We start from the raw sequence: 24,762 nt of genomic DNA, 5'->3' as shown, positions 1-24,762 counted from the left end.
CCGACCCATGCTGGTTCGCGCGCGTACCCGAGGGTGCAGGTCCCGACGTGGGCCACACCCGCTACGTGCGGGCCGCGTTCGCGGCTGCCGACGACGCGGTCTGCGACGCCCTGGCCCGCGGCTGGCTGCCGGGCGAGCGGGTCGCGGTCGTCCACGCCACGACCCGGGCCGACCTCAGCCCCTGCTCACCTGCGGCGACGCCACCGACGTCATTGTGACCGCCGCCGACGTGGGTTTCGACGGCGAAGAGATGCGGCTCGGGGCGTCGGTGGGGATCTACGACCGGCCCGCGCAGGAAGTCTGCCGTCCCTTCCCAAAGGGCACACGAGGGTTCGTCCTGGGCGAGGGGGCCGCGGCAGAATCTATGAGCACCCCGGTCACCAGACTGAATTTTCCGTGGGGGTCGGCGCCAGCCCGCCCCGGCGCCGCAGCGAGGCCTGCTCCTGATCCGTCAACCGGACGTGGCACCGGCGCCGCGCCGGACCGCCGCGCCCGCGCTTCACGACGACGGCCGGTGACTTCGGCGGGTCGTAACGCTCGACCCGGTCGACCGAAGCCCCGGGGCTTGCAGGTGAGGACTTCAGCGCGACCTCGTGGCTGGACTCGGTGGGCAGCACCTGGCCGCGGCAGCCGCCCAGAATCCTGCTCATCGCGGTCTTCTCCGCCGAGGTGATCCACAGCTTGTACTTCGTCTCCACCGCGACCTGCCGTGCCACGTACTCGCACCGGAATCCGGCCGCTGCCTGCGGCAGCCAACCGCTGGCGTCGTCGTCGCCCTTGTCGTCGTTCGCCGGGCCGTCCGCGGCGGTCAGGTTCAGCGGATCGTTGGCCAACTGCTCGCGCACCGGCTTCGACAGCGCCTTCGCGCCGGTCTGCCAGGCGTTGCCGAGCGCCACCATATGGTCGATCCGCACCGCCGGACTCGTCTTCCGGCCCCGGGTGAAGCGGATCGTCCGGCCGGTGCAGGGGTCCTTCAGGACACCGGACTCGACCTCGCACCTGCCCTCGAGCTTCACCTCGGTGAGATACGCCGCAGGATGTCGTCCTTCGTCTCGCAGCCGTTGTGGCCGCCGGGCGCGCCTTGGCCGTCGGACGCGCCTTGGCCGTCGGTCCACGCCGCGCCGAAGTCGGCGATCCGGTCGTAGCCGGAGATCGGCCCGTCCGGCTTCACCGCGAGCTTCGCCAGCGCCCCCAGCGCCGACCCGCTGCTGATGCAGCGGGCGACACCCGCGCTCCGCGCGGGCACCTTCCCGTTCGCGCTATCGGACCTCGGCTGGCAGCCCGCCAGCACCAGCCCCGCCAGACGAGTGCGCAAGGACGGATCTAGGACGGATCCAGGACGGAAGCTCCTAGCCTCGATTAGCAGGGTGACAGTCGGCTGGGCCGCCTGGTGGCCGGCCCACGGCCCCGCACGGCATCCGAGCGGGATGCATCACCCATCGCCGGATACTGACAACTATGAGGACTGGGAGAAACACTCAATGGCTCGTGTGATCAAGGCTCTCGGCGCGCTTGTGTTGGCTGGGGCATCGATCCTCGGCGCGTCCTCGCAGGCGTCTGCGGATCCGAATCCGAACGTTCACGACTCCAACCCGCAGATGGCCACGCTGATCACCCAGTACCACGCGGGGGTCTACAGCTCCCCCCGGGCGGACTCCAAGAAGATCGACGGCCTCATCCTCGCGCCGGGGCAGCAAGCTTACGTGGACTGCTGGGTGTCCGGCGGCACCGTCGGCACCACCGGCGACGTCTGGTACCGCACCTCGGGGATCATGGTGAACGGCACCTACCTCGATGTATATACCTCCTCCGGGGGCCCGGGCTGGACCTACGGGCCGTACGTGGATGGTGACCAGAGGTTCTGGATGTCGCCTGGTGGTCTGCCCCACTGCTAGTGCCGCATCAGGCAACGTTCGCCTGATCCGAGCCGAGATCCTGATCCGCGCGCTGGACCGGCGCCCCGGTAGCGAGTCCGACGACCAGCAGTCCTGAACCCTGGCTGCGCCGCGCAACCGGCTGCGTCACGCCGCCCACGGCGGGCCCGGCATCGCGGTCACAGGCTGGCCCGTTCGGCGAGGGCGACTTGCTGCGCGCGGTGCACCCGGCATACCGGCTGGGTCGGCAGCGCGGGCCGGTCGCACGGCACGCCGTCCAGCCCTGTGCACGTCACCCGATTCATGCCCGGCGCCGGGTCGATCACCCGGCCCTCCTGCTCCTGGCGGCATGGCTTGCACAGCCCGTCGAACACTGCGGCACCGGTCAGGAAGATCCGCGCACCGCGGTTGCATCAGGCGCCGCGCGGCCGGGTGTCCAACCCGCCCGGGACAATCTGCACGGCATGGCGCGGGACACGGTCGTCCTCGCAGCCCGGACAGGCCCCGGACCGATCTGCGGCGGCGCCGTGGTCCGGGCACAGGCCCTGCTCGATGCGGCGGGCCGGCGGCGGTCGGCGACGATCGAGGCGCACACCTCGCAGCGCGCGCCGGTCGACCACAGCACGCCGGCCTCGCAGTCCTCGAGGCCACAGCCCCACCGCGGCAGTGCCACTCCGAGCAGCCACCGGCCCGGCTCCCGGATGTCGGCCGGGACGGCTGCGGCGAACCTGGCGCGCAGCCGTGCCGCCAGCCGCTCGGGGTCGGTGCCGGTGCGCAGCTGCCGCCCGACCTCCCGGGCGATCTGCCGCTGCATGAACGCGCTGTCCACCTGCTCCAGCAGCCAGTGCACCGGCTCCCGCACGCCGTAGATCGCGGCGGACATGGTCAACTGCGGTCTGGTGTACGACGGCCGGACCGGCCCCCCGCCCTTGCTGCGCTTTTCGCCTTCGACCTTCGGCGCGAGATGCTCTCCATCCGCGCGGAGCGCGAGACCAGCGCCGCCCATCGCGGCCGCACTCGAGGTCAAACGGTTTTCCACAGCCGGCCCGGCGACTACCAGTATCTCGCCTACGGCGGGTGAGCCCATCGCACACTCTGCTTATAAGCAGTTGTTCGGGGACCAGACGGAGAGGTTGTTCTGGCTCCAGCAGCTCCGGGGCGGGGGCGTGCGGTGGGGTGGTTCGCGCTCCTGTAGCAAGGTGATTGGGCCCCACCACGATCGGGTGGTTCGGCTGGTGGAGGGGCGGGTGGCAGGCGGTAGTTTGGGGCAGCGGCTGTCGCCGTCAGCACGCCCCCGACAGGTGTGTGGCGTCGGCCGGACCGTTCGGCCGGGCGGAAACGGATCCGGCGGGGAAGCGGTCTTCTGCGGCCTTCGCGGTCGGTGCGCTGTAGACGGGCTTGAGGGAGCGGGAGATCTTGTCCCAGTCCTGGCGGCCCGCATAGCGGAACGACGCCCGCAGCAGGTGAACGATGCAGGTCTGCGTCACCGCCTGGGGCCAGAGCGACCCGATCGCGTCGGGCAGGCCCTTCAGCCCGTCGCAGACGGCCATGCACACCTCCTCGACGCCCCGGTCGCGGATCTCGGTCAGCACTTGGAGCCAGTACTTGGCACCCTCGCCGCCGTCGCCGGCCCACAGCCCGAGGATGCCGCGGGTGCCGTCCACCGTCACGGCCAACGCGACGTAGACCGGCCGGTTGGCAACCTGCCCGTCGCGGACCTTCACGTGGACGGCGTCGATGAAGACCACCGGATAGACCGGGTCGAGAGGCTGGTTCTGTCACTCGGCCATGCCGTCCATGACCTTGTCGGTGATCGTCGAGATGGTCTGCTTGGACACGCTGGCGCCGTAGACCTCGGCCAGATGGGCGGAGATGTCGCCGTGCGTCAGGCCCCGCGCGGACAGGGAGAGCACCATCTCGTCCACACCTGTCAGACGCCGCTGGCGCTTCTTGCCGATCTGCGGCTCGAAGCTGCCCTCCCGGTCCCGCGGAACGGGCATGTCGCCCGGGCAGACGTCGGTCAGCACCGTTTTGGAGCGGACACCGTTGCGGCTGTTGCCGCTGCCGGCGCCCGCCGGGTCGTGCTTTTCGTAGCCCAGGTGGTCGGTGATCTCGCCTTCGAGGGCGGACTCCAGTACCCGCTTGGTCAGCTGCTGCAGCAGCCCGCCCTCACCGGTCAACGCCAACCCGCCCGCACGGGAGTTCAACCAAGGGTGAGTCCTGCTGCGAGTACGAGCAGCCTCGACCGGTTCGCCGCCTCGGCAATCAGTGCGCTGCGCCCTTGTCGCAACTCGACAACCCTTCAGCCCTGAACGAACCGAGCACCGACGGTCCTACTGCACGCTGCCTGCACGCGCGGCCACCGGATGGCCACCAGGTCCGGCCTTCGGAGAGCAGAGTAGAAGGCGGATGGCGATAAAGTCACAGGCCAGAGCACTGAACCGAAGAAGCGACCACTGAGAGCCAACCGCAGACCTACGCATTACGATGCACGGACCGCACGTGTCCGTTTCACCCGAATTCCAAGGTCAACCAGAACAAGAAACCCCAGGTCAGAGGCCCGACCTGGGGTTTACCGTGGAGCCGCCTTCGGGATTCGAACCCGAGACCTACGCATTACGAGGGCCTGCAAGATCGTGACGGATGGTCGCCAGTAGTCCTCGACGGTTCGATTTCGCCTGGTCAACGGGGTACGACGTCACAGCCGATCCGTCCAGGTTCGGTCTGTGCCGCACCGTCCGCGCACGCATCGCTCACGCAACCGGGATACCTTTCGCCTTCGTCGGGTTGCTGGCCCTCCCCGCGTGATGACGCGACCAAAATTGCGGCGGTGTTCCTCCTGTGCGGAGTTGTTCGCAAGCCCTCTTAGGCTACTGACGACAACGGCCTTGGTTGCCAACACGGCGAGAGGGTCGGCGTTGCAAATAGTCCGGGGCTAATGACGACAGCATCGGCGAGTACCTGGCGATCGCAGGGTTCACGTTGCAAGCCCTTCAGCTCGTCATCGGCCCCAGAGAGGTTCGCCACAAGTTCAGTACCGGACTCCGGCTGGCAGCGGGTCGTGTCGTCGTTAGCCCAGGATGGCTCGCAACGGCTGCCAAGTGGCCGACTCCCCAAAAGCTTGTCCCGTAAATGATCTATGGCATGCCGGTCGACCAGCTGTTACCCGGTCGCCCGGCGAGGGTGGGGTTGTGGAGGTGGGCGATGCCGAGCATGGCGTGGTGCACCCCGTCACCTTTGAGGCGGCTGTCGCGAAGGATCTTCCAACTCTCCATCCGGGCGAAGGTGTGCTCGACGCGGGCTCCGACCTTGCGGTGGGAGATGTTGTGCTCCTCTTTCCAGGCGGGGAGTTTGCTCTGGCCGGGTTTTCTGCGGTGCGTGATGATCAGGCCGGTTCCCTGGTAGCCGCCTTCGGCGATGACGGTGGTGCGGCCGACGGCGGCTTTGGCGCCGGATTCCTCCCATGCCGTGCAGTCGTTGCGGTTGCCGGACAGGGGGCCGGCCGACTGCGACGATGAGCCGAGTGTCGGCGTCGTTTACGACCTGGTGGCTGGTGAAGTACCGGTAGTTCTTCGACTGCGCGGCGATGCTGTGGTCGCGGGTGGGGACCAGGGTGCCGTCGACAATCAGGACGGTGTCCTTGCGGAACCGCCTACGCTGCTGCAGCGCCAGCGCTGGCTCGAGGTGGTCGACGATGCAGTCCGCAGCCGACTTGGATACCCCGATCAGTGGTGCCAGTTGGCGCAGGGTGAGATTGGTGCGCCAGTAAGCGCCGACCAGCAGGGCCCAGTCCTCCAGCGGGAGATTCCACGGCTGGCCCTTGCGGACCGTGTCCGCGCCCTCGCGCCGGAGCGCGGTGATGAGCTTGCCGAACTGCCGCAGACTCAGTCCGACGAACGGGGCTGTATAGGACGGCTCCGACGCCGTGATCACACCAGACACTCCAAGATCATCTCACCCGTGACCAGCAGTTATGGGAAGACGTCTAGCGCGGCGCCGTCATCAACTCGGGTGGATTTGCAACGCGCGCCCACGATGGCCGACTGCACCAGCCCCCCAATCGGCGGCGGCCCCTCTCTGGTTCGCCGCATCTCCCGCGGCGATAGTCAGCACTATGGCGGGAACGAGGATCTCGACAATGCTCATTCTTGCTGGCCAGAGGCCCTTTTCGCCTACCTGACCAGCCGTCGGACAGCCCCGCTTCCTGTGAACGCGAGGCTTTGGCGGCGACAGATGCCTCGGGACGGCCGTCACCGAAGCATCGCGAAGCAAGCTATTGGACGGGCGGCGGCTGATGAATCGGTACCTACCGGGGTTAGCTGCACGAACGCCACCCGTTGATCCATCATGGGGAGGGTGGATCCGGCGCGCTCGGAATCAGTTGAAGGGCCCACCGCGTGCGGGCCACTTCGTGCGTCATTGGACCTCGACCATCCTGACCCGGGGCGGGCGCCAACGGCCCTCCGTCGGATTCAGACGGATTCGAGGAGAGCCAGACGCCACCCATGCCGCCGTGAGTCCCCGGCCGTACCGAGTGAGGCGGAACATGGCCTGCGGCACGCCGTCTTCGCCCACCCTTCGCGACACTTCTTCGATGTACCCGTCATGGACGAGGCGCGCGAGGCAACACAGACTTGCGACGGGGTGAAGAAAGTAGGAGCCCTTGAGGCGCGAGAAGACCTCCAGGTAGATCAGCTCCGTCGCGGTGTACCGATCCGTCTCGTAGGCCCGCTTCGCTTTCACGATGTAGAGGTCTAGGTTCTTCAGGTCCTTGTACGTGTGCTCGTCGTGATGAGCGCCGCACATGTTGATCATTCCGCCGAATTTGTGCTCATTGACGTACTGGTGATCGATGATGTGGCACCTCTGAGGGTGGCCGTACACGCACCCGGGGATCGCGCACCCATTGGCGGCCTCTTCTTTCAGCGCGTGCCGAACAGCAGCGGGTACACGCTTGCGATTCTGGGTCATGGAAGAGATCTAACATACAGAAAGCTGGTGCGGACCTACTTCGCTCGAACGGTCCTCGAACGGGTAAAAGCCGACGTGGGACGTCAGGCCGGCCGCACACCGTTCCGCGCCTCACGCGATTGGCCAGATGCAGCACCATCTCTCGACCCTGGCAGCGTCCACATCGGAAGGGTCGGGACCTTGGTGGCCGCGAGCTTCAACACTACGGTCGCCTGGAGCTGGGAACGCAGGTGCGGATCCTCCACCTTCCACAAGTAGGCGGATCGACGCTTGCAGCTCCCCCTCGCGCTGCATGTCGGCTCGCAGGTGCACTGCGCGTGCAATCCGAAGCCGCAGGACGGACCTGATCAAACGAGGTCGGCGTGCCAAGCCGTGTTACGCGTCAGGTACCGATAGCCGACCCACTCCTGAGCCAGACGCTGACCGGCGACCAAGAGGTCGGCCGCCTGCACCTGGTGCGCCGCAGGCATCCACGCGGCCAGAGCACGCGCCTCCCCCGCATCGATGGCCTTCTCTTTCGCACCTCGTGCGCGTCCGAGCGCCAGTAGCGCCCCGTAAAGTCGCTCAGTGGGCTGGACCGTTGGAAGACCCCGCTCGCTGGCCGTCCTGGATGCCGCGTACGGGATGCGGATCCCGCTGAGATCGAGGTCGCCGAAGTAGCGGATCTCCCCGATACCGTGCTTGGCCGCGAGCGTGTTAACCGATGCACGGAATGTGCCACCGAGCCCCCAGGCCACGTACCCCAGCCGGTGCCTGTCGGGGAGGCTGTGCACGAGAGACCACCAGGTGGCCGAGTTCTCAACCACGAGCAGGATGTCTCCATCGCCGACGCGTTGGTAATAGCCGTCCCCGATTTCGGTCAGGAACGTCTCTGTGAGCAGCGGCGGGTGCGTCGTGAACGTCCGCAGCGTCGTGTGCAGCCGGTCAGAGTCGCCAAAAATCGGCCCCGAGCGCAGGGTGTCGAAGGTCTTCTCGGGCATGGGGAAATCCGCTTCGCTCCCATACGTTCCGAAGATCTCCAGAGCCCGCTCCCGGAGCGGCACAGGGAAAAGGTCCGGATCGCTCATCAGCCAATGGTTGACGGCCACGTACGCACAGCGCTGCTTCGAGGTAGCCGTCGGCCACTCCCGGGCGAGCCGGTAGAGATCGGGGTGCCAGTGCGGCATGGGCGGCGCAGGGGGTCGCGGGGGTACGGTTGCGCAGAGCCAGATCTTAAGCGGCAGTGACACTTTGTCTCGGGTGCGTTGCTTCATCTGCTCGATCAGGCCCTGCTCTTCGAGCTCGTCCAACAGCCTCGACATGAGCAGAGGTTCGAATTCCCCGTCCGGATTGCGGTTGTTCACCTTTCGGAATGCGATCCAGATGTCGTCCAGCACGACGCTCGTCCTGCGCGCGCCTTTCCAGCCCGCCTCGGTGGCACCGGCTCTCAGGTGCCGGATGAACTCACTCTGCCTGTGCCGCACGGGTGTGCCCATCCTCCGTCTCTCGCTTGAAGATTCTGGTGGTGGTGACGTTGCCCGTGCCGTCCGACTCTGGCAACGCGTCAAGTGTCTCCTGGATCCGGTCGGTCACGGTCAGATACTTGCGCCCCGCCCGGAGATCGGCGTCGTTGCGCAACCTCAGGATGAGGGGGAAGCGTCTCAGCGTGCCGTCGTCGGACAGCCCTGTGGTGTAGATGAGTTGCACGCCCAGTGCCTCGGCGACCTTGCGTTGCAGGGCGAGCAGATAGTCCGCGTTGGCCCGGCCGATCGGATTGTCGAGGAACAGGACACCGGAATGCGTATCCCTCTCCCTTCCCCGGTTGCTCGCACGCAGAGCGGCCATGGTGCAGTACAAGAGGATGGCCGCCGTGAGGTGTTGCCCGCCCGAGAAGACATCCTTGATCTCGGAGACCCTGATGCGCTCGTTGCGCAGCACGGCGTCGGGCTTGAGCATGTCGATCCGGAACCCTCTGGGCACCGCTGCCCTCACCCCCGCGAGCAGTAACGACATCCCGTCTCTGCGCACAGAACGTCCGTCCGCAGTGCGGCCCTTCGCTGCCTCATCAATGACCTCGCCGATGTGCAGGTGCGCGGAGTCGTCCTGAGCCGGGGTGAAGCGAAAGCGGAGGAATTCCTGAGCGGCCCAGTCGTCCAGGCTCGCCGGCAGCCGCGACATCCGCTGTGCCTGGCGCAACAGTGCCAATGCCTTGTCGACCTGTGCCTTGAGGTTCCGCACGATCAGTGTGCGATGCCGCTCCGTCTGGTCGATCTCCTCGTTCAGAGCGCGCAGGCGCGGCCTGAGAGCGTCGGACCACTCCGTGGCCCGGGTCGCTACCGTTTCCCAACCCGCGATACGAATCTGTGTCTGCACGCGAACGTGCAGGTCTTTGAACTCCTCGGCGCCGGCATGGTGTGTGAGCCTCTCCGTTGCCGTGCGTAAGGTCTGCTCGTCGGTGTGGGCATTCGTTTCACGTGTCCTGCGTTCCTTGGTCAGCCGGGTGACAAGATCCTGGGCAGCGCCCGCGTCCCCTCCGTAGGGCGCGATGTCGGCGGCCTCGTCGTCCCCTTCGGCCACATCCTTGGTGAATCCGTCGACGATGAACTGGAAGACTTTGGCCGATGCCTCGGCGCCCTCCAGTTGCTGTCCGAGCCTGGTGTGCACTTCCTGTTGGTCCGTCGCCTTACGAGCGCTCGACGTCTGCTGTCGGTCGGCTTCCTCGACGGCCGCGACACCGGACTCGATATCGGCCGGGTATTCGGGAAGCTTCACCGCGGTCGTCACCCGGCCCTCGGCGGCTGTCAGTTCGTCCGCACAGCGGGACGCGGCCACTTCTGCCTTGCGCGCAAAGGTCTCGGCTTCCCGCACCGCCTGGTCCGCGCGATCCAGAGCCGTCGACCGTGCCGCTTCGTCAGAGCCCTCGGGGCTCCTCAGTAGTGCGGCCGCCCTGCCGCGCAGTCCCTCGGAGAGCTTGTAGTAGCCCTGCTTCGCTTTGGCGGCACGTTCGTTGGCTCGCTCACGCTCTTCCAACAGGTCGCTCCCGACCTGAACACGGAGATAGCGTGCCGCGGCCTGGTCGTAGGTGCTCCGTAGCAAGGCTGTGGAGAGCTCGGGAACGGGGTCGGACCGGCGCACGTCCTCGCTCCCGGGCAGTTTGGCCCTTTCGTCGTTGACAAAGCGCACCGTACGTTGGTGTTCGTCGGCTCTGCGTTGATGCTCCGTGACGAGCTTCTGTAGCTCGGTGACCTCATCCTCTGCCTTCACGGCGGCTTCCTGGCGCTCCCGCATCCTCTCCTTCTCTGACGAAGCCTGCTCCATCCATTCCGGCAGGTGGCCGTTACGATCGGCGAGTTCATTGAGACGTTCGAGCCTTTTGGCGAGCGAGTCCCGAGCCTCACGCAGAGGGGGCAACTCCTCCTTGATTTTCCGCCGCAGCTCCTGGAGCCTCTCAAGCGCTTCCTCGCGTTCGGTCACCCTCACATCGGCGGCTGTGAGCTCGCGTACCACGCCGGCGTGTCCTTCCGTCAGCGCGAGGATGCTGCCTTCGGGGTAGCGCGTCCGCCAGTCCGTGAGAGCGTAGGTCAGGTGGCCGTCCTGCTCGATGCGGGCCGACAGCTCATCGGCACGGGCAGAGCGTACGGAGTGCCGGGCATCGATCGCCTCGTGCTCGGCGGCCGCCGCGTCCACGTCGTAAAGGGCGGGGTGAGGTGGGATAACTACCTCGACGCCGTCTGTCAGTTCGGCCTCAGGGTCGGTGAAGCTCCTGGTTGTCGCAACCGACACGAAGACAGTCGGTTGGGGACGCAGTGCCGTGAGCACGTCCCGGGCCCGGTCGATATCGTCAGGATCGTGGAGGAGGATACCTGCGGCCAGATGCGGTAGTCGCTCGACGATGTCTCGTCGCCGGTCGGTATCGGGGATGGCTGCGAGGTAGCGCCATCCCGGGACCGCGACCACTTTGGCGTCTTCAAGAGCCTTGCAGGCGTCGGAGACCACTTGGGCAGGCGGCAGGAGATCGCCCGCAGCCAAGGCGAGGCGTGCCTGCTCGTCGATGGACTCGGCGACCTTCAGCTCGGTCCGTTCTCGCTCGGCCTCATGGCATGCGGCGTTCAATGCCTCGTGGAGCGAGGCGATGTCGCGTTCGAGGTCGATATCCGGCATATCGAAGAGCGCCACGAGCCGGGGGTTCGTCTCCAAGCGCGCTGTTTGTGTCCGGGCCTCGTCCAGTCGGGCGAATAACTGTTCACCACGCCCACGCAGGTCGCCCGCCGCCGACTCGGCTTTCCGCAACTCATCCTGCACGAGGGCTTCTCGGTCTGCGAGTTCCGCCCATTCTCGTTCCAGGTCTGTGACGCGCTGGACTGTGTTTTCGCGTTCTTCCTGAACGGTCTCCACGGTCCGGGGCAGCGCGGCTGCGTCATGCAGCAGACCGTCGGCGACGGCGGCCTCGATATCCTGGCGCAGACGTGTGATCAGCTGGTCGAATCTGGCGACCTCGCTTTCGGCCTTCGTGGCGTCCCGGTGCGCCGCACGGGCACGCTCTTGTGCCGCGCTCTTCTCCTTCTCCCGAGCCGAGACCTGCTTCAGCTCGTGGGAGGCGGTCTGGGCAGCCTCGTCAGCCGTCGCCCACAGGCTGCGCGCCAGGCGGCGGGCAGCAACGTCACGCTCTTCCAGCGCGGGACGCGCCTTCTCCTCCTCGGCGCCGATGAGATCGGTCAACGCCTTGACCTGGGCGATACTGTCGTCGTACTCATGCACGGTCGAAGTTTCTCGCCACGCTTCAACAAGGGCTCGCGCCCGGGACAGTGCCTTCTCCCTCGCCGTCAGCTCCCGCTGAGCCCCCTGGTACTTCAAGTCGGCCAAATGACGCCTCAGTTCAGCGACGGTAGCCTTGGCATGTTCGGCGACGCGAGTCAGCTCATCAAATTCCTCTTGCGACTTGACTAGCTTTGCCCGCCGCCCAAGCACTACGTCATGCTCGTTTCGCGCACGTACCCGAAGCCGTCCGCCAAGCTCCGCGACGTCACGAGCGGCCTGCTCCGCTCGACGCCGCGACAGCCGCGCAGTTTCAGCCTGTTGAGCGATCGGACCCAGGAGATCGAGCGCGCCGGCAACAAACTCCCGCTCAGTGAGTAGCAACCCGCGGCCGGCGAGCCGCTCCACATGTTCGGTGACCAGCGCCGCCAGAGCGTCCATCTCATCGGACTTGACGATCGCCCGCAGCAGGAAATCGACGAACTTCACGTCCGAATCAAGCTTGAGCCAGTTCGCCGCTTCACCTTCGTCGACGTTCATCTCCCGCTGATAGCGGAAAAGTTCAGGGTCCAGCTCGAGCAACTGCAGCCGATTCGTCCAGTCGCCCTGATGCCGTGTCCAGTAGAGGTCCAGGCTCTGGTCGGCCGCGTACGCTTCCTGGAGCTCACCCTGGTACGTATCCAGCGTGCACGACTTCGTACCGACCGCCATAGGGAGGGTGCCGAGGTTGATCTCGTCACTCGGACGCAGGCAGTACCAGCGTTCGCGCAGGTTATCGGAGACTTCCGAGGCGACCTGGTTACGCCAGGCCAGCACCTTACCGGTGAGCAGCAGTTCCCCGGTGAGCGGGTTCATCCACTCCAGAACGATGTGGGAGACGTCCTTGGGCATGACGAACTTCTCCACGACGCGCGTACTGGTCGTGCCCACGGTGTGGCGACGTCCGGGAAGGACGACGGAGAAGACGAGCTTGAGCAGAACGGACTTGCCACCCCCGTTCTCCAGCAGAATGAGGCTGGCGGGCGACGGCCGGTGGGTCGTGGCGGCGGCGTCGAAAAGGGCTCCTTGCTCAGCGCCCACTGGGCGTCCCGCGCCACTGAGGTCCAGAGTGACGTCGTGGAAGCGGGCACCGGCCGGTCCGACTGTTCTCAACCGGACACGGGACAGCTCGTACATGGATACGGTTCTCCTAGTCATACAGCGTCTTGGCACTGGTGGTGCGGAGCGTCCTGGTCTCAGTGATGGGAGGCAGCACCCCAAGTTCTGCCAGTTCCCCGTAGGCGCACGTACTGGCGAGTTCACGCACATGGACCTGGTAGCGGTGGGTGGCGAGGAAGATCGTCTCCCTGTCCTCGGAGTCGGCTCTGCCCTGGTGGAACATTCCACGGTCGACAAGGTGCGCAAGAGCTCGGCCAATGAGAGTGCGGGTGGCTGATGTCCCTGATCGTCCGGCCTTGGTGGGGGCGACTTCGGGCCGACGCTCGTACGCCCGCCAGGCCCTCTCCAATTCCAGAGCATTCGCCGGTGGATCCTGCGACTCCTCGCTTTCGGCGACGCGTTCCGCCAGCACCCGGCATACCGATCGCACGAGCCTGTCGATGGACGACACCCGGACCTTGCCCTGATAGCCGTCATCGGCCAAGTCCTCGGGCCGGGGGAAGGCCAGGGCCGCGACAGCTAGGTGCGTGATGCCGTACAGAATGCGTTCGGCCTCACGGCTCTCCCTCATCCGCACCTGCCGGGCGTACTGATCCATCCGAGTCTCGAAGGCCGATCCCGGCAACGCAGTGTGCACCATGCCGGCACGTGTGGTGACCGCGATGACCCTCAGTCCCATCCCCGCCGCGTACCGAGTGACGAGCGTCTCGAAGTCCGGATCCTCGGCGTAGCGCTTCACGAGTGCCGCGTAGGCACTATCGCGCACGGGTCGGACCTTGGGTCTGAAGCCGTAGCCGATGAGCCTGCCCGCGGCCTCCGCGTCGTCAGCGATGGTCTCGATGGTCTCGATGGTCATGATGGTCATGATCGTCCGCTGTTCCTCTCCAGACGGTCGGCGTCCAGAGCCGCTCGATCGAACCCCGCAGACGTCAGTAACAGGTCGTCGCCCTCGAAACCTTGACTGTCCAAGGGGGTTCCTGCCGATACGGCTAGCAGGACGCGGTCAGCGCCCTCGCTCAACGCCGCACCCAGTTGCGGGCTGAAGGCCCGCAACGCCAACAACACAAGTAGATTAGGAAGTTCTGGATCAAGCGTGGCGGCCTCCTCCAGCAGTTCGGACAACGGTCGTGCTTCGTCGGTCAGATCGAGCAGGGACTCGGCAACGCGCTGCTGCTCGTCGGTGTACCCACGCACTTCCACGACGGGGACGAGTTCTGGCTCCTCCTCCTCGCCCGTGAACCGGGCTCGTTCGGGTGACGGAGCCAGCAACGCAGGAACCAGCGTGGCCAGACAGATCTGGTCATCAACCGTCGGCCCCACGGAATGCTCGTAAAAGGACCGCACCGGACGGGAAGCGTCGGCCAGCGCGAGCCCGAGCACCGGTTGAAGGAGGTCGCCGTATACGTCCACCGGAGCTCTGAGGGCGGTGCCAGAGAACTGTTGGCGGTCCTGTTCGTCGAGAAAGAGCGTGCGAGCGCCACGCAAACGGGTCTGCAGCCGGGTGTGCCGGCGCACGCAGTCCTCCAAAATGTCTACGAGGTCGGCGGCCTGTCTCCTGCGGACCGGATCCTCTGACTGGTCACGTTCGGTAGAAATGGACCGGGCGATCGCGGACTCTTCCTGGAGCCGGTGGTCGACGTGGTCCAGAGCCTCGTTGAGGAGGTCCGGTATCTCGTCCGTCCAGTCGACCGTCGTCACGTTGCGGCTTGTGGCGTCGAGTTGGGCACGGATGATCTCCGCGTACTGAATGGTGCGGATGCGGGCCTGCTCGGCCACGGCCTTCGCGTCGGCCAGCCGCCCTCTGCCGATGAGATTGCGCAACCTCACCTCGGCGGCGATCTGAGCTGATTCCACATCGGTGTCCAACGCGCCGACCAGAACATTCAGCGCCTCGTTGGAAGCACGCAGATACAGATCCCCATTGCTGTCCGAACGCTCCTCGATCAGCTTGAAGTCCCACTTCCTCAGCGCATACGCGCCCGACCCGTCCACTTCTCCGTAGTAGCGGCGGAAGCCTCTGTCCGTGTCGCGAACGTTGATCAGGGAGTCGAGCACCCATCCGGCGACCCGCGTGTGCTCATCGACCGGGCGATCCGGCGCCTGCCAGCCGACGAAACCTGCAGCCCTTAGCAGGACCTGTTCGTGATTCGCTCCTGTCTCGTAGTCCATCGCGATGGCCACGTGATCGATGACCTGCAGAGCCACCTCGGCCATCTGGTACCGAGCGCCCTCCAGCCATGGCAGTTTCGCCTTGCGGATGTCGAGGTCATGCAAGGGTGCCGTGCAGGCCAGGGCCTTGAGCCTGCGCGTGAGTCCTTCGTCGACCCACGCTCTCGGAGCGCTCCCGTGATCTTTCATGGCGTCACTAGACCGGCTAGAAGCTGCGGATGCCACCTGATCCACACGGTATGGCGAGAATCGTGGAGGCGGCCCCCACACACTACCAAGCGGTAACTTTTCCTCCCATGGGCAGATTTGCTGTGGATTCTCTCAACACGAGCGTGACCATCTACCCACCACCACCCAAACGACACCTCGGCATATTGGCTGAAAGGCGACCTATCCGGAAGTCACGGTCTGGTCGAGGTCGAACGACAAGTTCACCCGGGTGCTCGTCATTGAGGGGCTTGCGAGATCCGGATCAGCAAGGGGATTGCGGAGGGCGGTGGTGATGTGGCATTGGGGGAGACAAGTCGGAGACGCAGCCGATGAGGTAGCTTTCGGCCGTGTCAGCCAAGTGGCCCTTCGCACCTAGGATGCGCCGGGGGTAGAGCTCGTCGCTGTTGCCGACCAATGCCTTGATCTCGCAACGGCCGGCCGCGCCGGCATCGTGACCGGCATGAGCGAACCCCACGCCGCTGACACCCGCCTACTGACGGTATGTCAACGAGCAGCTCATGGGTATGTGCCGACTGATTCCACGGGCGTGGACGGCAGGGGTGTTCTTAGGCAGCAGGCAGGAGCAGACGGCCAGTTGGCTGATTTCGCCTACTGCACGCCGGATGTCACATCGTGTCCCTACTATGGCCTTCCGTCCACGGGGCGGGGTGTCCGCACAGAGGGGCGAAGCGGAGTGAAGGTAGACCGGACTCACCTTGTTGATCGAGCCGGTGTGGGCATGGTCAGTTTTCTGGTGGCTGACGAGCTGGGGTGGCTGTATCGGAGCCAGGAGACCAGCGATATGGGGATCGACGCACACTTCGAGGTGGTCCAAGGCGGTCAGGCCACGGGGCGGCTGCTGGCAGTGCAGATCAAGTCCGGGCCCAGCTGGTTCAGTGAGCCGGTGGACGGCGGATGGTGGTTTCGCTGCAATGCCGCCCACATGGAGTACTGGAGCAGCGGTTCACTGCCCGTCGTGATCGCGTTGTTTCACCCTGGCACCCGGGCGGTGTACTGGCAGCACGTCGATGAGACGACCCTGGTGAGCACCGGCAAGGGCTGGAAAGTTCTGGTTCCTGCCTCCCAACAACTGAATGGACGCTGCGCCGACGCGCTGGCCGCTCCGGCACGACGGTCAGCCGATACCGAGACCTTCCACCAAGCCCTGGACCGGCTGCCCGCCGATCCGAGGAGCGCCCTCATGCGCGCCCACGAAGCCGACGCCGCTTATGCGGTCCAAATGGCCGTCACGCTCGCTGATGCCGTCAACCCGCGGGCGTTGCTGAGGAGCCTCTTGGCTTCCCCACCGCCGTGGCTGGCAGGACTGCAGGGAACCGAGCGTGCGGGGGCGTGGCGGGCACTTGCGGGATACGCCGCCGCGCACGAACTGGGAACGGACGCCGTTGACGCGCTGGAGCGGGCCGCCGACGCCGAACCCGACGCGGATGCCGCAGCACGGCTGCGCGCGCTGGCGGCGATACTCGCCGCCGCTGCCGACACCGACCGTGCTCGCAGCCTCATCGAGGCCAGCGTCGGCCGAGTCCCTGTGCTGGCGGCCGTCGCCGAGGCAGTCGTCCGCGCAGGCGGCCAGCCGTCCGAGCTGCCCGCGGTCGTGGCCGAGGCTCTGGACCAGGGCGATGAAGCGGCGGTAGGAGAGTCAACGGTACTGAGGTTCGTTGCGCACACGCATTTCGCTGCCGGCCACTACGACCAGGGGCTGGCAGCCTTGGAACGGGCTGCCCAACTGGCCCCCGACTTCCCTGGCCTGCTGGTCGATCTGGCGCAGGCGTTGATGTGGCACGCCACGGCGGGAGCCGCCACCCTGGCCTACCTGGATTCCCGCCGCGCCGAGCGGCTGGCGGTCGCAGCAAGAGCGGAGTACCGGCGCTGGCACGGTCCCGGCGGTGACGCCGCGCTGGTGCTGCTCCGGGTCCGCCTGATGGGCGACACCATCGCCGCCGCCCTCGCCACTGCCATTCCGGCTCCCGACGGGGAAGCGATCGGCCTGGAGGCCGACTACGAGCCGCTGATCCTGGACGCCGGCCGTGCCGCCTACCAGGCCGGTCAGCCAGAGGCCGCAGTCCGCTTCGCGGCCCGACTCACCGACCGCGGGGCGCGCTCCCAACTCGCGGCCATGGCCGTGGACACCGACCCCCAGACCGGCACCGCGCAGCGGGTCGAAGCATGGCAGCAGGCGTTGGCGACCGCCAGTAACGACGATCAGCGGGGCCTGGCCGCGTTCGCGCTGACAGGACTGGGGGTGTGGCCCGTTCCTGCTCTGGACGCGTTGCGCGAGCAAGGTGCCCTGTCCGAGGTGGTGTATCAGGTGCGATGGGCCTGCGCGCAGGATGCCGCAGGGGACCGCCCTGCGGCGATACGCCGCCTGCGGCAGTGGGAGACCGCGGGCCCGGTGGCCGCGCTGGCCCTGGTGGCGCTTGTCGATGACGCAGAGGCGGCGGCCGCCATCGCCGAACGCGCAGGACACCGCTTCGGGGATCTGGCGCTGCGGGTCCATGCCGTCCAGCTTTGGGAGGAGGCGGGGCAGAGTGATTTGGCAAGGCTGCGTGCCCTGACCCTGCTGGCACGTCCCCACCTGCCGGTCGTCATGCGGCGGGATCTGCGAGGCCGTGCCGTGCGATGGGCCCAAGACCGCCAGGACTGGATCGATATGGAAGACCACGCCCTGGCCGGTCTCACTGAAGAGCTGACCGACGAGGAGGCCGTCCCGGGCGCTGAACACGGCCCAGTCGATTCAATTGCGGCCATGTTCGCGTGGGCAGCAGTCCATGCGCAGCTCGCCAGCCGGCGCCTGGATGCGGCGTGGGACACCATCAGCCGGTTCACCCCAGTGATCGGCAGTGCCCCGGAGGCTGCCATGTGGCTGATCCTGATGGACTGGGGCGGGTGGACTGTGCCTCGGGTGGAGCAGGCGCTGGAGATGGTGACTCGCTTCCCGGCACTCGGAAGCCAGACGGCGGCAGCGATCCTGCATGCGGCCGGCGGCGATCGCGAGGAACCCCCCGACCCCGACATCAGCACCAACTCCGGGAGCGGCGCTCAGCGTGTTCGCCTGGATCTGCCCCAGCCACTGCACGCCCGTGCTCTGGAGCTGCTGGACCCGCAGGGCGCTGAAGGACCCGTCCTGGGCACAGCGACAAGTCCCGAAGAACTCGCCGACTTCGTGCACCGCACGCTGGGCCCGCGTCAGACTGTCATCGACCAGGTTGCCGACGCCGTCCGCATCGGGGTCGTACCCATGGGCGTGCTCGCACAATCAGCATCTCGCCCCCACGCGCTGGCCTACGTCCAGCGCGCCGCCGGCCTTATCCCCGCCGCCACCCGGGACCCGCAAGCCTTCCGGGCCGAAGTCCGTGCTGCCCGCGAAGCCCTGGACCGCGATGTCGTCCTCGATCTCAGCGCAATCGCCGTCGCCACACTACTCCCAGAGCGCATCGCCCAACTGCGCGCAGTATTCTCGGCCACCACCACACCCACCGCCGTCCACGACGACCTGGTCAACACCGTCTACGCCTGCGACAGCCTGCTCCGGTCCAGCGGTCAGCTCGGCGTGCGAACCGGGGACGTCGCGTTGACGGTTCTATCCCCGCAGAACAAACGCGACGTGGCCCAGCGTTCAGCCGCGTTTATTCGTCTCCTGCCCACCCTGGCCGTTCAACCCGTCGACAATCTGGACCCGTTGTACGAGTGGCTTCCCTTCACCACCAAGCCACAGGCTGAGCAGATGCCCTGGCTGCACGCCGCCCAGTTGGCCCTGACTAACGGCATGGCCCTGTGGTGCGACGACCCGGCCCTGCGCCAGATGCTCATTCCTAGCGGTATTCAAACGTTCGGCACAGTCGCCCTGCTCCAGGTGCTTGCCACCCATCCCGACTACCCTCAGTTCACCTCTCAGCAACTCAGTGATGACCGGCGCACGCTCATGCGGGCCTGGGTCGTCGATCTTCCCTTCGACCAGGATGACGTCATTGACATCGCTCGGGACGAGGGCTGGCGCCCCGGCAGCGCGGCTGCCCCTTTCGACCGGCCGACATTCTGGGCCACCGAAGACAGCGAAGCCATCTGGTCCGCGGCCATCGCCCGAATCTGGGACGAGGCGCCCACAGAACTCGCCGGCTGGCACGCCGCGGCGTTGCGAGGCTGTAGCTCACTGATCGAGCCTCACCACGTTGCCGCAGCTCAGGCGTCACTCACTGCGCTGACGCTCCTCGCTGTGGGCCTGGGGCCGGATCCCGTCGCAGCCGTATGGCCAACGGTTCTGAGCAGCCTGGAAGCTGGCGTTCGAACCAGCATCCAACGCTGGAGCGCCGTCGGCAGCAACAAGGAGGCGCCTGTGCCCGACCCCGATGCATTCAAGGATCTGGTGCGTACCCAACTGATCGCCCGGCTGAGACAGCAGCACGGCTTCAGTCCGTCCTTGGCAACATCCATGGCAGATGCCGCCTTGGGCGCCGCTTCATGAACCATCACTGCACCCGTGCGTCCGCCGTCCAGGTTGGCAGCATCTGCCGCCGTTGGCTCCTGGAACAGGAACACATCACTGATCTCGCAACGGCTCCTGGGCACTGGCCAGCCCGGGAGCCACAGTAATCTCGTCCCCGGAACTGGTCCTTCCGCAGACACCTGCCACGCTGTTCAGCAACGGCCCCGGCGACCGACTCCACGGGACCTGCACCGTGCCGGGAATTACCCACGACCCAGGCGGATCCCCTGCGCCAGTGCGTGACCAACCCAACTGCTACGCAGGGCAGGTGCACACCTCAGGCAGACTGCATTGCCCGGGGTCGTGCCGTGCCCCGATGCAGTATGAGTTCAGAGCTACGGCTGGAGGCTCGCTTGACCAGGGAACAGCTAATTGCTCAGCACGAGCTTGCAGGCCCGCTGCCGAGGCGTTGGGCACACTCTCAGGGCGTTGCAGCACGCGCTGGGACGCTAGCCGAGATCGTCGGCGACCGCGCAGCGCTCATCAATTCGGCGGCGGTGCTGCATGACGTCGGGTATGCGCCTCGGCTGGCTGTTACCGGGTTCCATCCGTTGGATGGGGCGCGGTTTCTGCGGGATGAGCATGGGGTTGATGAGCGGGTGACACGGCTGGTGGCGAATCATTCGTTTGCGTTGTTGGAGGCGGAGGAGCGGGGGCTGCGGGAGGTCCTGGAAGCCGAGTTTCCGCTGCTGGAGGACCAGTTGCTGGTTGATGCGCTGGTGTATTGCGATATGACGACGACGCCTGACGGGGAGCCGACGACCGCGCCGGAGCGGGTGGCCGAGATCGTAAGCCGATACGGCGCCGACAGCGTTGTCGGACGGTTCATTCGGCGGGCTGAGCCGGAGATCTACGCGGCGGTGGCGCGGGTGGAGGCGGCGCTCTCGGCAGCTCAGCCGAGGTAGGGGTAGGTGCCGGCGAGGTAGTCGCCGATCTGCTGGCGCATGCTGGCGTGGATGTCGTACGCGTCCATATCGTCGGGCTGGACCCAGCGGACGCCGTCGGCTTCGTCGTTGATGGTCGGCTCGCCGCCGACCGGGCGGCCGATGTAGGTGTTCTCGTACTGCTGGCGTATCTCGCCGTCGGTGTAGGCGACGATGTGGTGGGGGTTGGTGTAGACGCCGAGGAAGCCGGTGATCTCGGCGATGATGCCGGTCTCTTCGAGACATTCGCGCACCGCGCACTGGGCGGCGGTCTCGCCGATGTCCTGGGCCCCGCCGGGCAGCGCCCACTGGCCGGTGTCGCGGCGGCGCTGGAGGAGGATCGCGCCGGTCTCGTCGACGACCAGGAGGTTGCTGGCGGGAATGAGGGTGTTGGCCTTGGGGGCGTTGGGGTCGTTGTAGTACTCAGTCCTGCCCATGCGCGGTGGCCTCTTCCCGGTCGGGCGTCCAGGGGCGTGCGCCGGCCCAGACGGCGTCGAAGCTGTGAGCGTACGTGTCGAACCAGCCGTTGGTCTCTGCCCACTTGAGGAGGAGGACGGGATTGGCGCTGGCGGGCTGGCCGTAGATGTGCGGGTTGGCCAGCAGGGTGTCGTCGTAGCGGAAGAGCGAGGTGTAGAGCGTGGTGTCGTGCACCCGCACCTCGCAGCCCGCCACCGTTAGCAGCGAGCGGTAATACGTCAGCGAGGCGCGGATCTTGGCGGCCAGGGTGTCGCCGATGCCTTCTTCGCGGCCCCGGATGGAGACTGATTGGCCGCTCGGGTCGCCGAAGCACAGCCGTACGCGGACGCCGTCGGCGGCGCGGGCGGCGAGCATGCGGGCGACGTGCGGGTTGCTCTGGGCGAAGAAGGTGCCGGAGAAGACGAGGACGTCGATCTGTTCCTGGGCCTGTTGGAGCAGGCCCAGCCATATCTCGCGCGGGACGCTGGCCCGATTCGGGTACGTGCCGAGCAGCTCCGTGCCCTGGGTGGCGGCCGCCGGCCTACTCATGATCTGCGGGGCGGGCCAGAGGAAGGTCTCCTCCACACGGAGGTGTTGGGCTACGCGGTGGCGGTGCCGGGGGTGGGGGATGCGTCCGCCGAGCCAGCGGCCGACGGTCTTGGGGTCCACCTCGCACGCTTCGGCGAGCAACTCGGGCGTGACGCCACGCTGGGCGAGTACGGAGTGGAGTCGCTCGTTCACAGAAGCCATACAAGTGCAGGGCCCGGCATGGGAGCAAGCCCGATCGGGTTGGACGCCGGCGGAACCGGTCGTTCCCGCGTGGCGCCTACGCTGGCCGTATGGCGCTCATCGTCCTGTGGGACATCGACCACACGCTCATCGACAACGCCGGTGTGAGCAAGGAGATTTACGCCACCGCGTACGAGGCCGTGACGGGAAGCCGTCCAGTTGAGGCGGCCGTCACCGAGGGGCGTACGGACCGCCTGATCATGCGGGACATGTTCGGCCGGAACGGTGTGGCCGAGCCCGAGTGGCCGGACGTCGAAGCCGCGCTGGTCCGGGCGGGAGCGGAAAGGCTAGGAGCGCTTCAAGCTCGCGGAACAGCGCTGCCCGGAGTGCAGGACGTCCTCAAGGCGGCTGCCGCACAACCGGGTTGGGTCTCCTCCGTGCTGACGGGCAACATCGCCGCCAACGCCCGCGTGAAGCTCTCGGCATTCGGCCTGGACGCGCTCCTGGACCTGCCCGTTGGGGCGTACGGCGCCGACGCCGAGGAGCGTCCGGGCCTGGTGGACGTCGCCCGCCGCCGCATGCAGCGCGACCGCGGCCTGCCCGCCGGGGCTCCCGTCGTCCTGGTCGGCGACACGCCCCGGGACGTCGAGGCCGCCCTGACCTCGGGTGCGCACATCATCGCCGTGGCCACCGGTGTCGACAGCCCCGCCGCACTCGAAGCCGCCGGCGCCCCCGTCGTCCTGCCCGACCTGTCGGACACCGACCGCGTCCTTCGCCTCCTGGAGGACATCGCGCGAGCCTGAAAACGTCCCAGGACGTCCTGGGCGCGTCCCTTTACGCGGTGACGCGGTCCCGTGCAGCCCGGCCACGATCAGGGCCTCAACCCAGGCACCACGCCCAGGGAGGTCACCATGATCACGGAGATCACCGGCATCAAGACGATCCGGATGCTCTACCTGCAACTGCTCTACCGCTGCAACTTCGCCTGCCAGCACTGCTTCCACGGCGAACGCCTCCAGCACGCCGACTCGTTCACGCTCGAAGAAGCCATCACGCTGATGCGGCTGATGCACAAGGAGTACGGCACCGAGGCCGTCAACCTCCTCGGCGGCGAGCCCTTCGTCTACAAGGACCTGCCCGAGGTCGTCCGGTACGCCAAGCAGGAGCTGGGCCTGCACGTGGAGATCTGCACCAACGGTTACCGCATCGAACGCCGCCTCACCGAGATCGCCCCGCACCTCGACCTTCTGCGGATCTCGCTGGAGGGCAACGGCGCCACCAACGACGCCATCCGTAAGTTCGGCAGCTACCAGGGCGCCCTGTCCGCCCTGGCTCACGCCCGCGACCTGGGCATCCCCACCGGCGCCACCATGACGGTCAACGCCCGGAACATCGACGAGGTCCTGCCGCTCGCCCGCACCCTCCAGGACTACGGCGCGCGGCAGTTGAAGCTCCACCACCTGCGGCCGGTCGGCAACGCCGCCCATCACCCCGAACTCCTCATCAGCGGCACTGCCGCGTACGGCCGCCTGCGTGAGCAGCTCCGCGCCGCCGACGACCTCACCATCGAGGTCATCGTGGACGAGGACCTTTCGGAGGACGGCGCACCCGAGGTCTGCGAACCGCTCAGCGGCACCGCCGCCATCCCCCGGATCGAGGCCGACCCGCGCGGCGCGCTCACGATGTCCTGCAAGGCGGTCGGGAAGGACGCGCACGCCTTCTGGTACGACAAGGAAGCCGGGCACGTGGTCCACCGGCCCTCCGCCACCGACGAACTCGCCCTCGCCGTGCCCGGCGTGGTCTACGCCCGTGCCTGAGCAGCCGCTCTTCGAGAGCCTTGAAGGATTACGCGGCACCGGGAAATCCACCGTCGCACCGCTGCTCGCCGCAGCCCGCAGGGCGGTCTTGGTCCCCACCGTGCCCGCGCTCTACCTGTCGCTGCGCCGGGAGATCGACGCTCGGGACAACGTTGAAGCCCGGATGGCCTTCTACCTCTCCGCCCTCTTCACCGCCACCGACGACATCCGCCGGCACCTGTCCGCCGGCACTCCGGTCGTCGTGGACAGCTACTTCGCCCGCTGCCTGGCCAACCACCGCGCCTACGGCTCCCGCCTCGTCATCACCCTGCCGCCGGATCTGCCGGAGCCGGTCACGTACAGCCTCGTGTGCGATGAGACCGAACGCCGCCGCAGGCTCGCCGCCCGCCACAAGCCGACCTCACGCTGGGACGGCCTCGCCGAAGAGGTCGCCGAACAGATCACCCACGCCTACGCCCCCTTCCCGATGCACCGCGTGGACACCACGGGCCGCACGCCCGAACAGGTCGTCCACGCCATCCTCGACGTCACTGCCCAAGGAGTCAGCGGTGCAGACCCTGAGCCGGTGGGAGCACACCCTCACCTTCTTCCCCCAGTTCCGCGCGGCCCTGTCGGAACACGTCGGCCCTGATGCCACTGTGCTGGTGATCGGGGCGAGCGACGGCAGGCTGGTGATGCCGTTGGCGGCAGCAGGACACCGTGTCACCGCGGTCGAACGAGACCCGGTCGCTCTTCGGGGTGGTCTCGTCAGCCTGCCCGACGGCACCGAGGCCCACGCCCCCGGCCTGACCGAGCGGCTTCAGCAGGAAGGACTGGCCGATCGCGTGAACATCGTGGAAGGGGACTTCCTCGACGCCGGTCTGCCCTGCGACGCGCAGTACGACGCCGTTTGGACGAGCTGTTCCTGGCATTACAGTGCCAACCACCACCGCCCCCTGGCCGACTTCATCACCCGCATGCAGGGCCTGGTGCGCGTCCACGGTCTGTTCGGCGCCGAGTTCATGATGCCCGTCACGGCCCGGCACCACCTGAGCGAGCACTGCACGTCCGCCGAGAAGCTCAGCCCGCTCTTCTCCGACGGATGGAACATCCAACTGACCCTGCGATCAGGCCAGTACGTCGAACGTCCGCAAATCGGCCAGCCCCACCCGCACACCCATCGCATGGGCCTGCTCCTGGCGACCCGCACCTCTCCCGTGACCTCTGAAAGGGCATGAAGC

At 67.0% G+C, this 24,762-nt stretch carries 19 protein-coding genes and 2 pseudogenes; 8 read left to right on the top strand and 13 right to left on the bottom strand.

Features of this window, described 5'->3' with window-relative positions:
• Positions 1 to 47: 47 nt before the first annotated feature.
• Entirely contained in the window at positions 48 to 218 is a 171-nt protein-coding gene (locus ACZ4EF_RS01360) for a hypothetical protein (RefSeq protein ID WP_467502148.1), read from the top strand.
• A 159-nt stretch (positions 219 to 377) separates the two neighbouring features.
• Here ACZ4EF_RS01360 and ACZ4EF_RS01355 read toward each other — a convergent pair whose 3' ends face one another.
• Positions 378 to 1,016, bottom strand: a complete 639-nt coding sequence (locus ACZ4EF_RS01355; RefSeq protein WP_467502146.1) for an HNH endonuclease family protein — start codon at positions 1,014 to 1,016, stop codon at positions 378 to 380.
• Positions 1,013 to 1,315 carry a hypothetical protein gene (locus tag ACZ4EF_RS01350; protein WP_467502145.1) on the bottom strand — a complete coding sequence of 101 codons (303 nt, stop codon included), beginning with the start codon at positions 1,313 to 1,315 and terminating at the stop codon, positions 1,013 to 1,015. Before ACZ4EF_RS01350 ends, ACZ4EF_RS01355 begins: the two co-directional genes overlap by 4 nt.
• Before the next feature lie 166 nt (positions 1,316 to 1,481).
• Here ACZ4EF_RS01350 and ACZ4EF_RS01345 point away from each other — a divergent pair, with 166 nt between their 5' ends.
• On the top strand, positions 1,482 to 1,895 hold the full coding sequence (locus ACZ4EF_RS01345) for a hypothetical protein (protein ID WP_402710576.1): 414 nt from the start codon (positions 1,482 to 1,484) through the stop codon (positions 1,893 to 1,895).
• Between the two features lie 158 nt (positions 1,896 to 2,053).
• Here ACZ4EF_RS01345 and ACZ4EF_RS01340 read toward each other — a convergent pair whose 3' ends face one another.
• The 9 genes and pseudogenes from ACZ4EF_RS01340 to ACZ4EF_RS01300 form a co-directional block, all read right to left on the bottom strand.
• Positions 2,054 to 2,248, bottom strand: coding sequence for a hypothetical protein (locus tag ACZ4EF_RS01340; RefSeq protein ID WP_391159494.1), 195 nt, complete (start codon positions 2,246 to 2,248; stop codon positions 2,054 to 2,056).
• 11 nt (positions 2,249 to 2,259) lie between these two features.
• Entirely contained in the window at positions 2,260 to 2,961 is a 702-nt protein-coding gene (locus ACZ4EF_RS01335) for a hypothetical protein (protein WP_467502143.1), read from the bottom strand.
• A gap of 277 nt (positions 2,962 to 3,238) precedes the next feature.
• Positions 3,239 to 4,081 (bottom strand): annotated as a pseudogene (locus tag ACZ4EF_RS01330) (IS256 family transposase); the annotation flags it as partial.
• Positions 4,082 to 5,011: 930 nt separating this feature from the next.
• Positions 5,012 to 5,816 (bottom strand): annotated as a pseudogene (locus tag ACZ4EF_RS01325) (transposase).
• Positions 5,817 to 6,290: 474 nt separating this feature from the next.
• The gene (locus ACZ4EF_RS01320) at positions 6,291 to 6,845 is read right to left on the bottom strand and encodes a hypothetical protein (protein ID WP_467502141.1); all 555 of its coding nucleotides are present in this window, start codon (positions 6,843 to 6,845) and stop codon (positions 6,291 to 6,293) included.
• 347 nt (positions 6,846 to 7,192) lie between these two features.
• Positions 7,193 to 8,221 (bottom strand): Wadjet anti-phage system protein JetD domain-containing protein, encoded by a 1,029-nt coding sequence (locus ACZ4EF_RS01315; RefSeq protein ID WP_467502139.1) that lies wholly within the window; start codon positions 8,219 to 8,221, stop codon positions 7,193 to 7,195.
• 67 nt (positions 8,222 to 8,288) lie between these two features.
• Entirely contained in the window at positions 8,289 to 12,755 is a 4,467-nt protein-coding gene (locus tag ACZ4EF_RS01310) for a coiled-coil domain-containing protein (protein ID WP_467502137.1), read from the bottom strand.
• A 13-nt stretch (positions 12,756 to 12,768) separates the two neighbouring features.
• Complete coding sequence (locus ACZ4EF_RS01305) at positions 12,769 to 13,593, bottom strand: hypothetical protein (RefSeq protein WP_467502136.1); 825 nt, start codon at positions 13,591 to 13,593, stop codon at positions 12,769 to 12,771.
• Positions 13,594 to 13,598: 5 nt separating this feature from the next.
• On the bottom strand, positions 13,599 to 15,095 hold the full coding sequence (locus ACZ4EF_RS01300; RefSeq protein ID WP_467502134.1) for a hypothetical protein: 1,497 nt from the start codon (positions 15,093 to 15,095) through the stop codon (positions 13,599 to 13,601).
• A gap of 481 nt (positions 15,096 to 15,576) precedes the next feature.
• On the opposite strand from ACZ4EF_RS01300, the gene ACZ4EF_RS01295 reads away from it, so the two are divergent.
• Both ACZ4EF_RS01295 and ACZ4EF_RS01290 read left to right on the top strand, forming a co-directional pair.
• Positions 15,577 to 19,596, top strand: coding sequence for a DUF4365 domain-containing protein (locus ACZ4EF_RS01295; protein WP_467502132.1), 4,020 nt, complete (start codon positions 15,577 to 15,579; stop codon positions 19,594 to 19,596).
• 344 nt (positions 19,597 to 19,940) lie between these two features.
• On the top strand, positions 19,941 to 20,522 hold the full coding sequence (locus ACZ4EF_RS01290) for an HD domain-containing protein (protein ID WP_467502130.1): 582 nt from the start codon (positions 19,941 to 19,943) through the stop codon (positions 20,520 to 20,522).
• Here the strand turns inward: ACZ4EF_RS01290 and ACZ4EF_RS01285 are convergent.
• Positions 20,510 to 20,977, bottom strand: coding sequence for an NUDIX hydrolase (locus tag ACZ4EF_RS01285; RefSeq protein ID WP_467502128.1), 468 nt, complete (start codon positions 20,975 to 20,977; stop codon positions 20,510 to 20,512). The two genes, ACZ4EF_RS01290 and ACZ4EF_RS01285, sit on opposite strands and share 13 nt — an antisense overlap.
• Positions 20,964 to 21,737, bottom strand: coding sequence for an XRE family transcriptional regulator (locus ACZ4EF_RS01280; protein ID WP_467502127.1), 774 nt, complete (start codon positions 21,735 to 21,737; stop codon positions 20,964 to 20,966). The genes ACZ4EF_RS01285 and ACZ4EF_RS01280 overlap by 14 nt, the downstream gene beginning before the upstream one ends.
• A 98-nt stretch (positions 21,738 to 21,835) precedes the next feature.
• Here ACZ4EF_RS01280 and ACZ4EF_RS01275 point away from each other — a divergent pair, with 98 nt between their 5' ends.
• The 4 genes from ACZ4EF_RS01275 to ACZ4EF_RS01260 all read left to right on the top strand — a co-directional run bounded on the left by ACZ4EF_RS01275 (position 21,836) and on the right by ACZ4EF_RS01260 (position 24,759).
• Positions 21,836 to 22,528, top strand: coding sequence for an HAD family hydrolase (locus ACZ4EF_RS01275; RefSeq protein ID WP_467502126.1), 693 nt, complete (start codon positions 21,836 to 21,838; stop codon positions 22,526 to 22,528).
• Positions 22,529 to 22,636: 108 nt separating this feature from the next.
• The gene (locus ACZ4EF_RS01270; protein WP_467502124.1) at positions 22,637 to 23,542 is read left to right on the top strand and encodes a radical SAM protein; all 906 of its coding nucleotides are present in this window, start codon (positions 22,637 to 22,639) and stop codon (positions 23,540 to 23,542) included.
• On the top strand, positions 23,535 to 24,173 hold the full coding sequence (locus ACZ4EF_RS01265) for a P-loop nucleotide/nucleoside kinase family protein (RefSeq protein WP_467502123.1): 639 nt from the start codon (positions 23,535 to 23,537) through the stop codon (positions 24,171 to 24,173). Before ACZ4EF_RS01270 ends, ACZ4EF_RS01265 begins: the two co-directional genes overlap by 8 nt.
• A complete protein-coding gene (locus tag ACZ4EF_RS01260; protein ID WP_467502121.1) occupies positions 24,091 to 24,759 on the top strand; it encodes a class I SAM-dependent methyltransferase in 669 nt (222 codons plus the stop codon). The genes ACZ4EF_RS01265 and ACZ4EF_RS01260 overlap by 83 nt, the downstream gene beginning before the upstream one ends.
• Positions 24,760 to 24,762: the final 3 nt, after the last annotated feature.

Source organism: Streptomyces sp. NPDC025721 (genome assembly GCF_055558595.1).
Note: the sequence above shows the minus strand (reverse complement) of the source record. Positions and strands in the feature narration are given on the sequence as shown.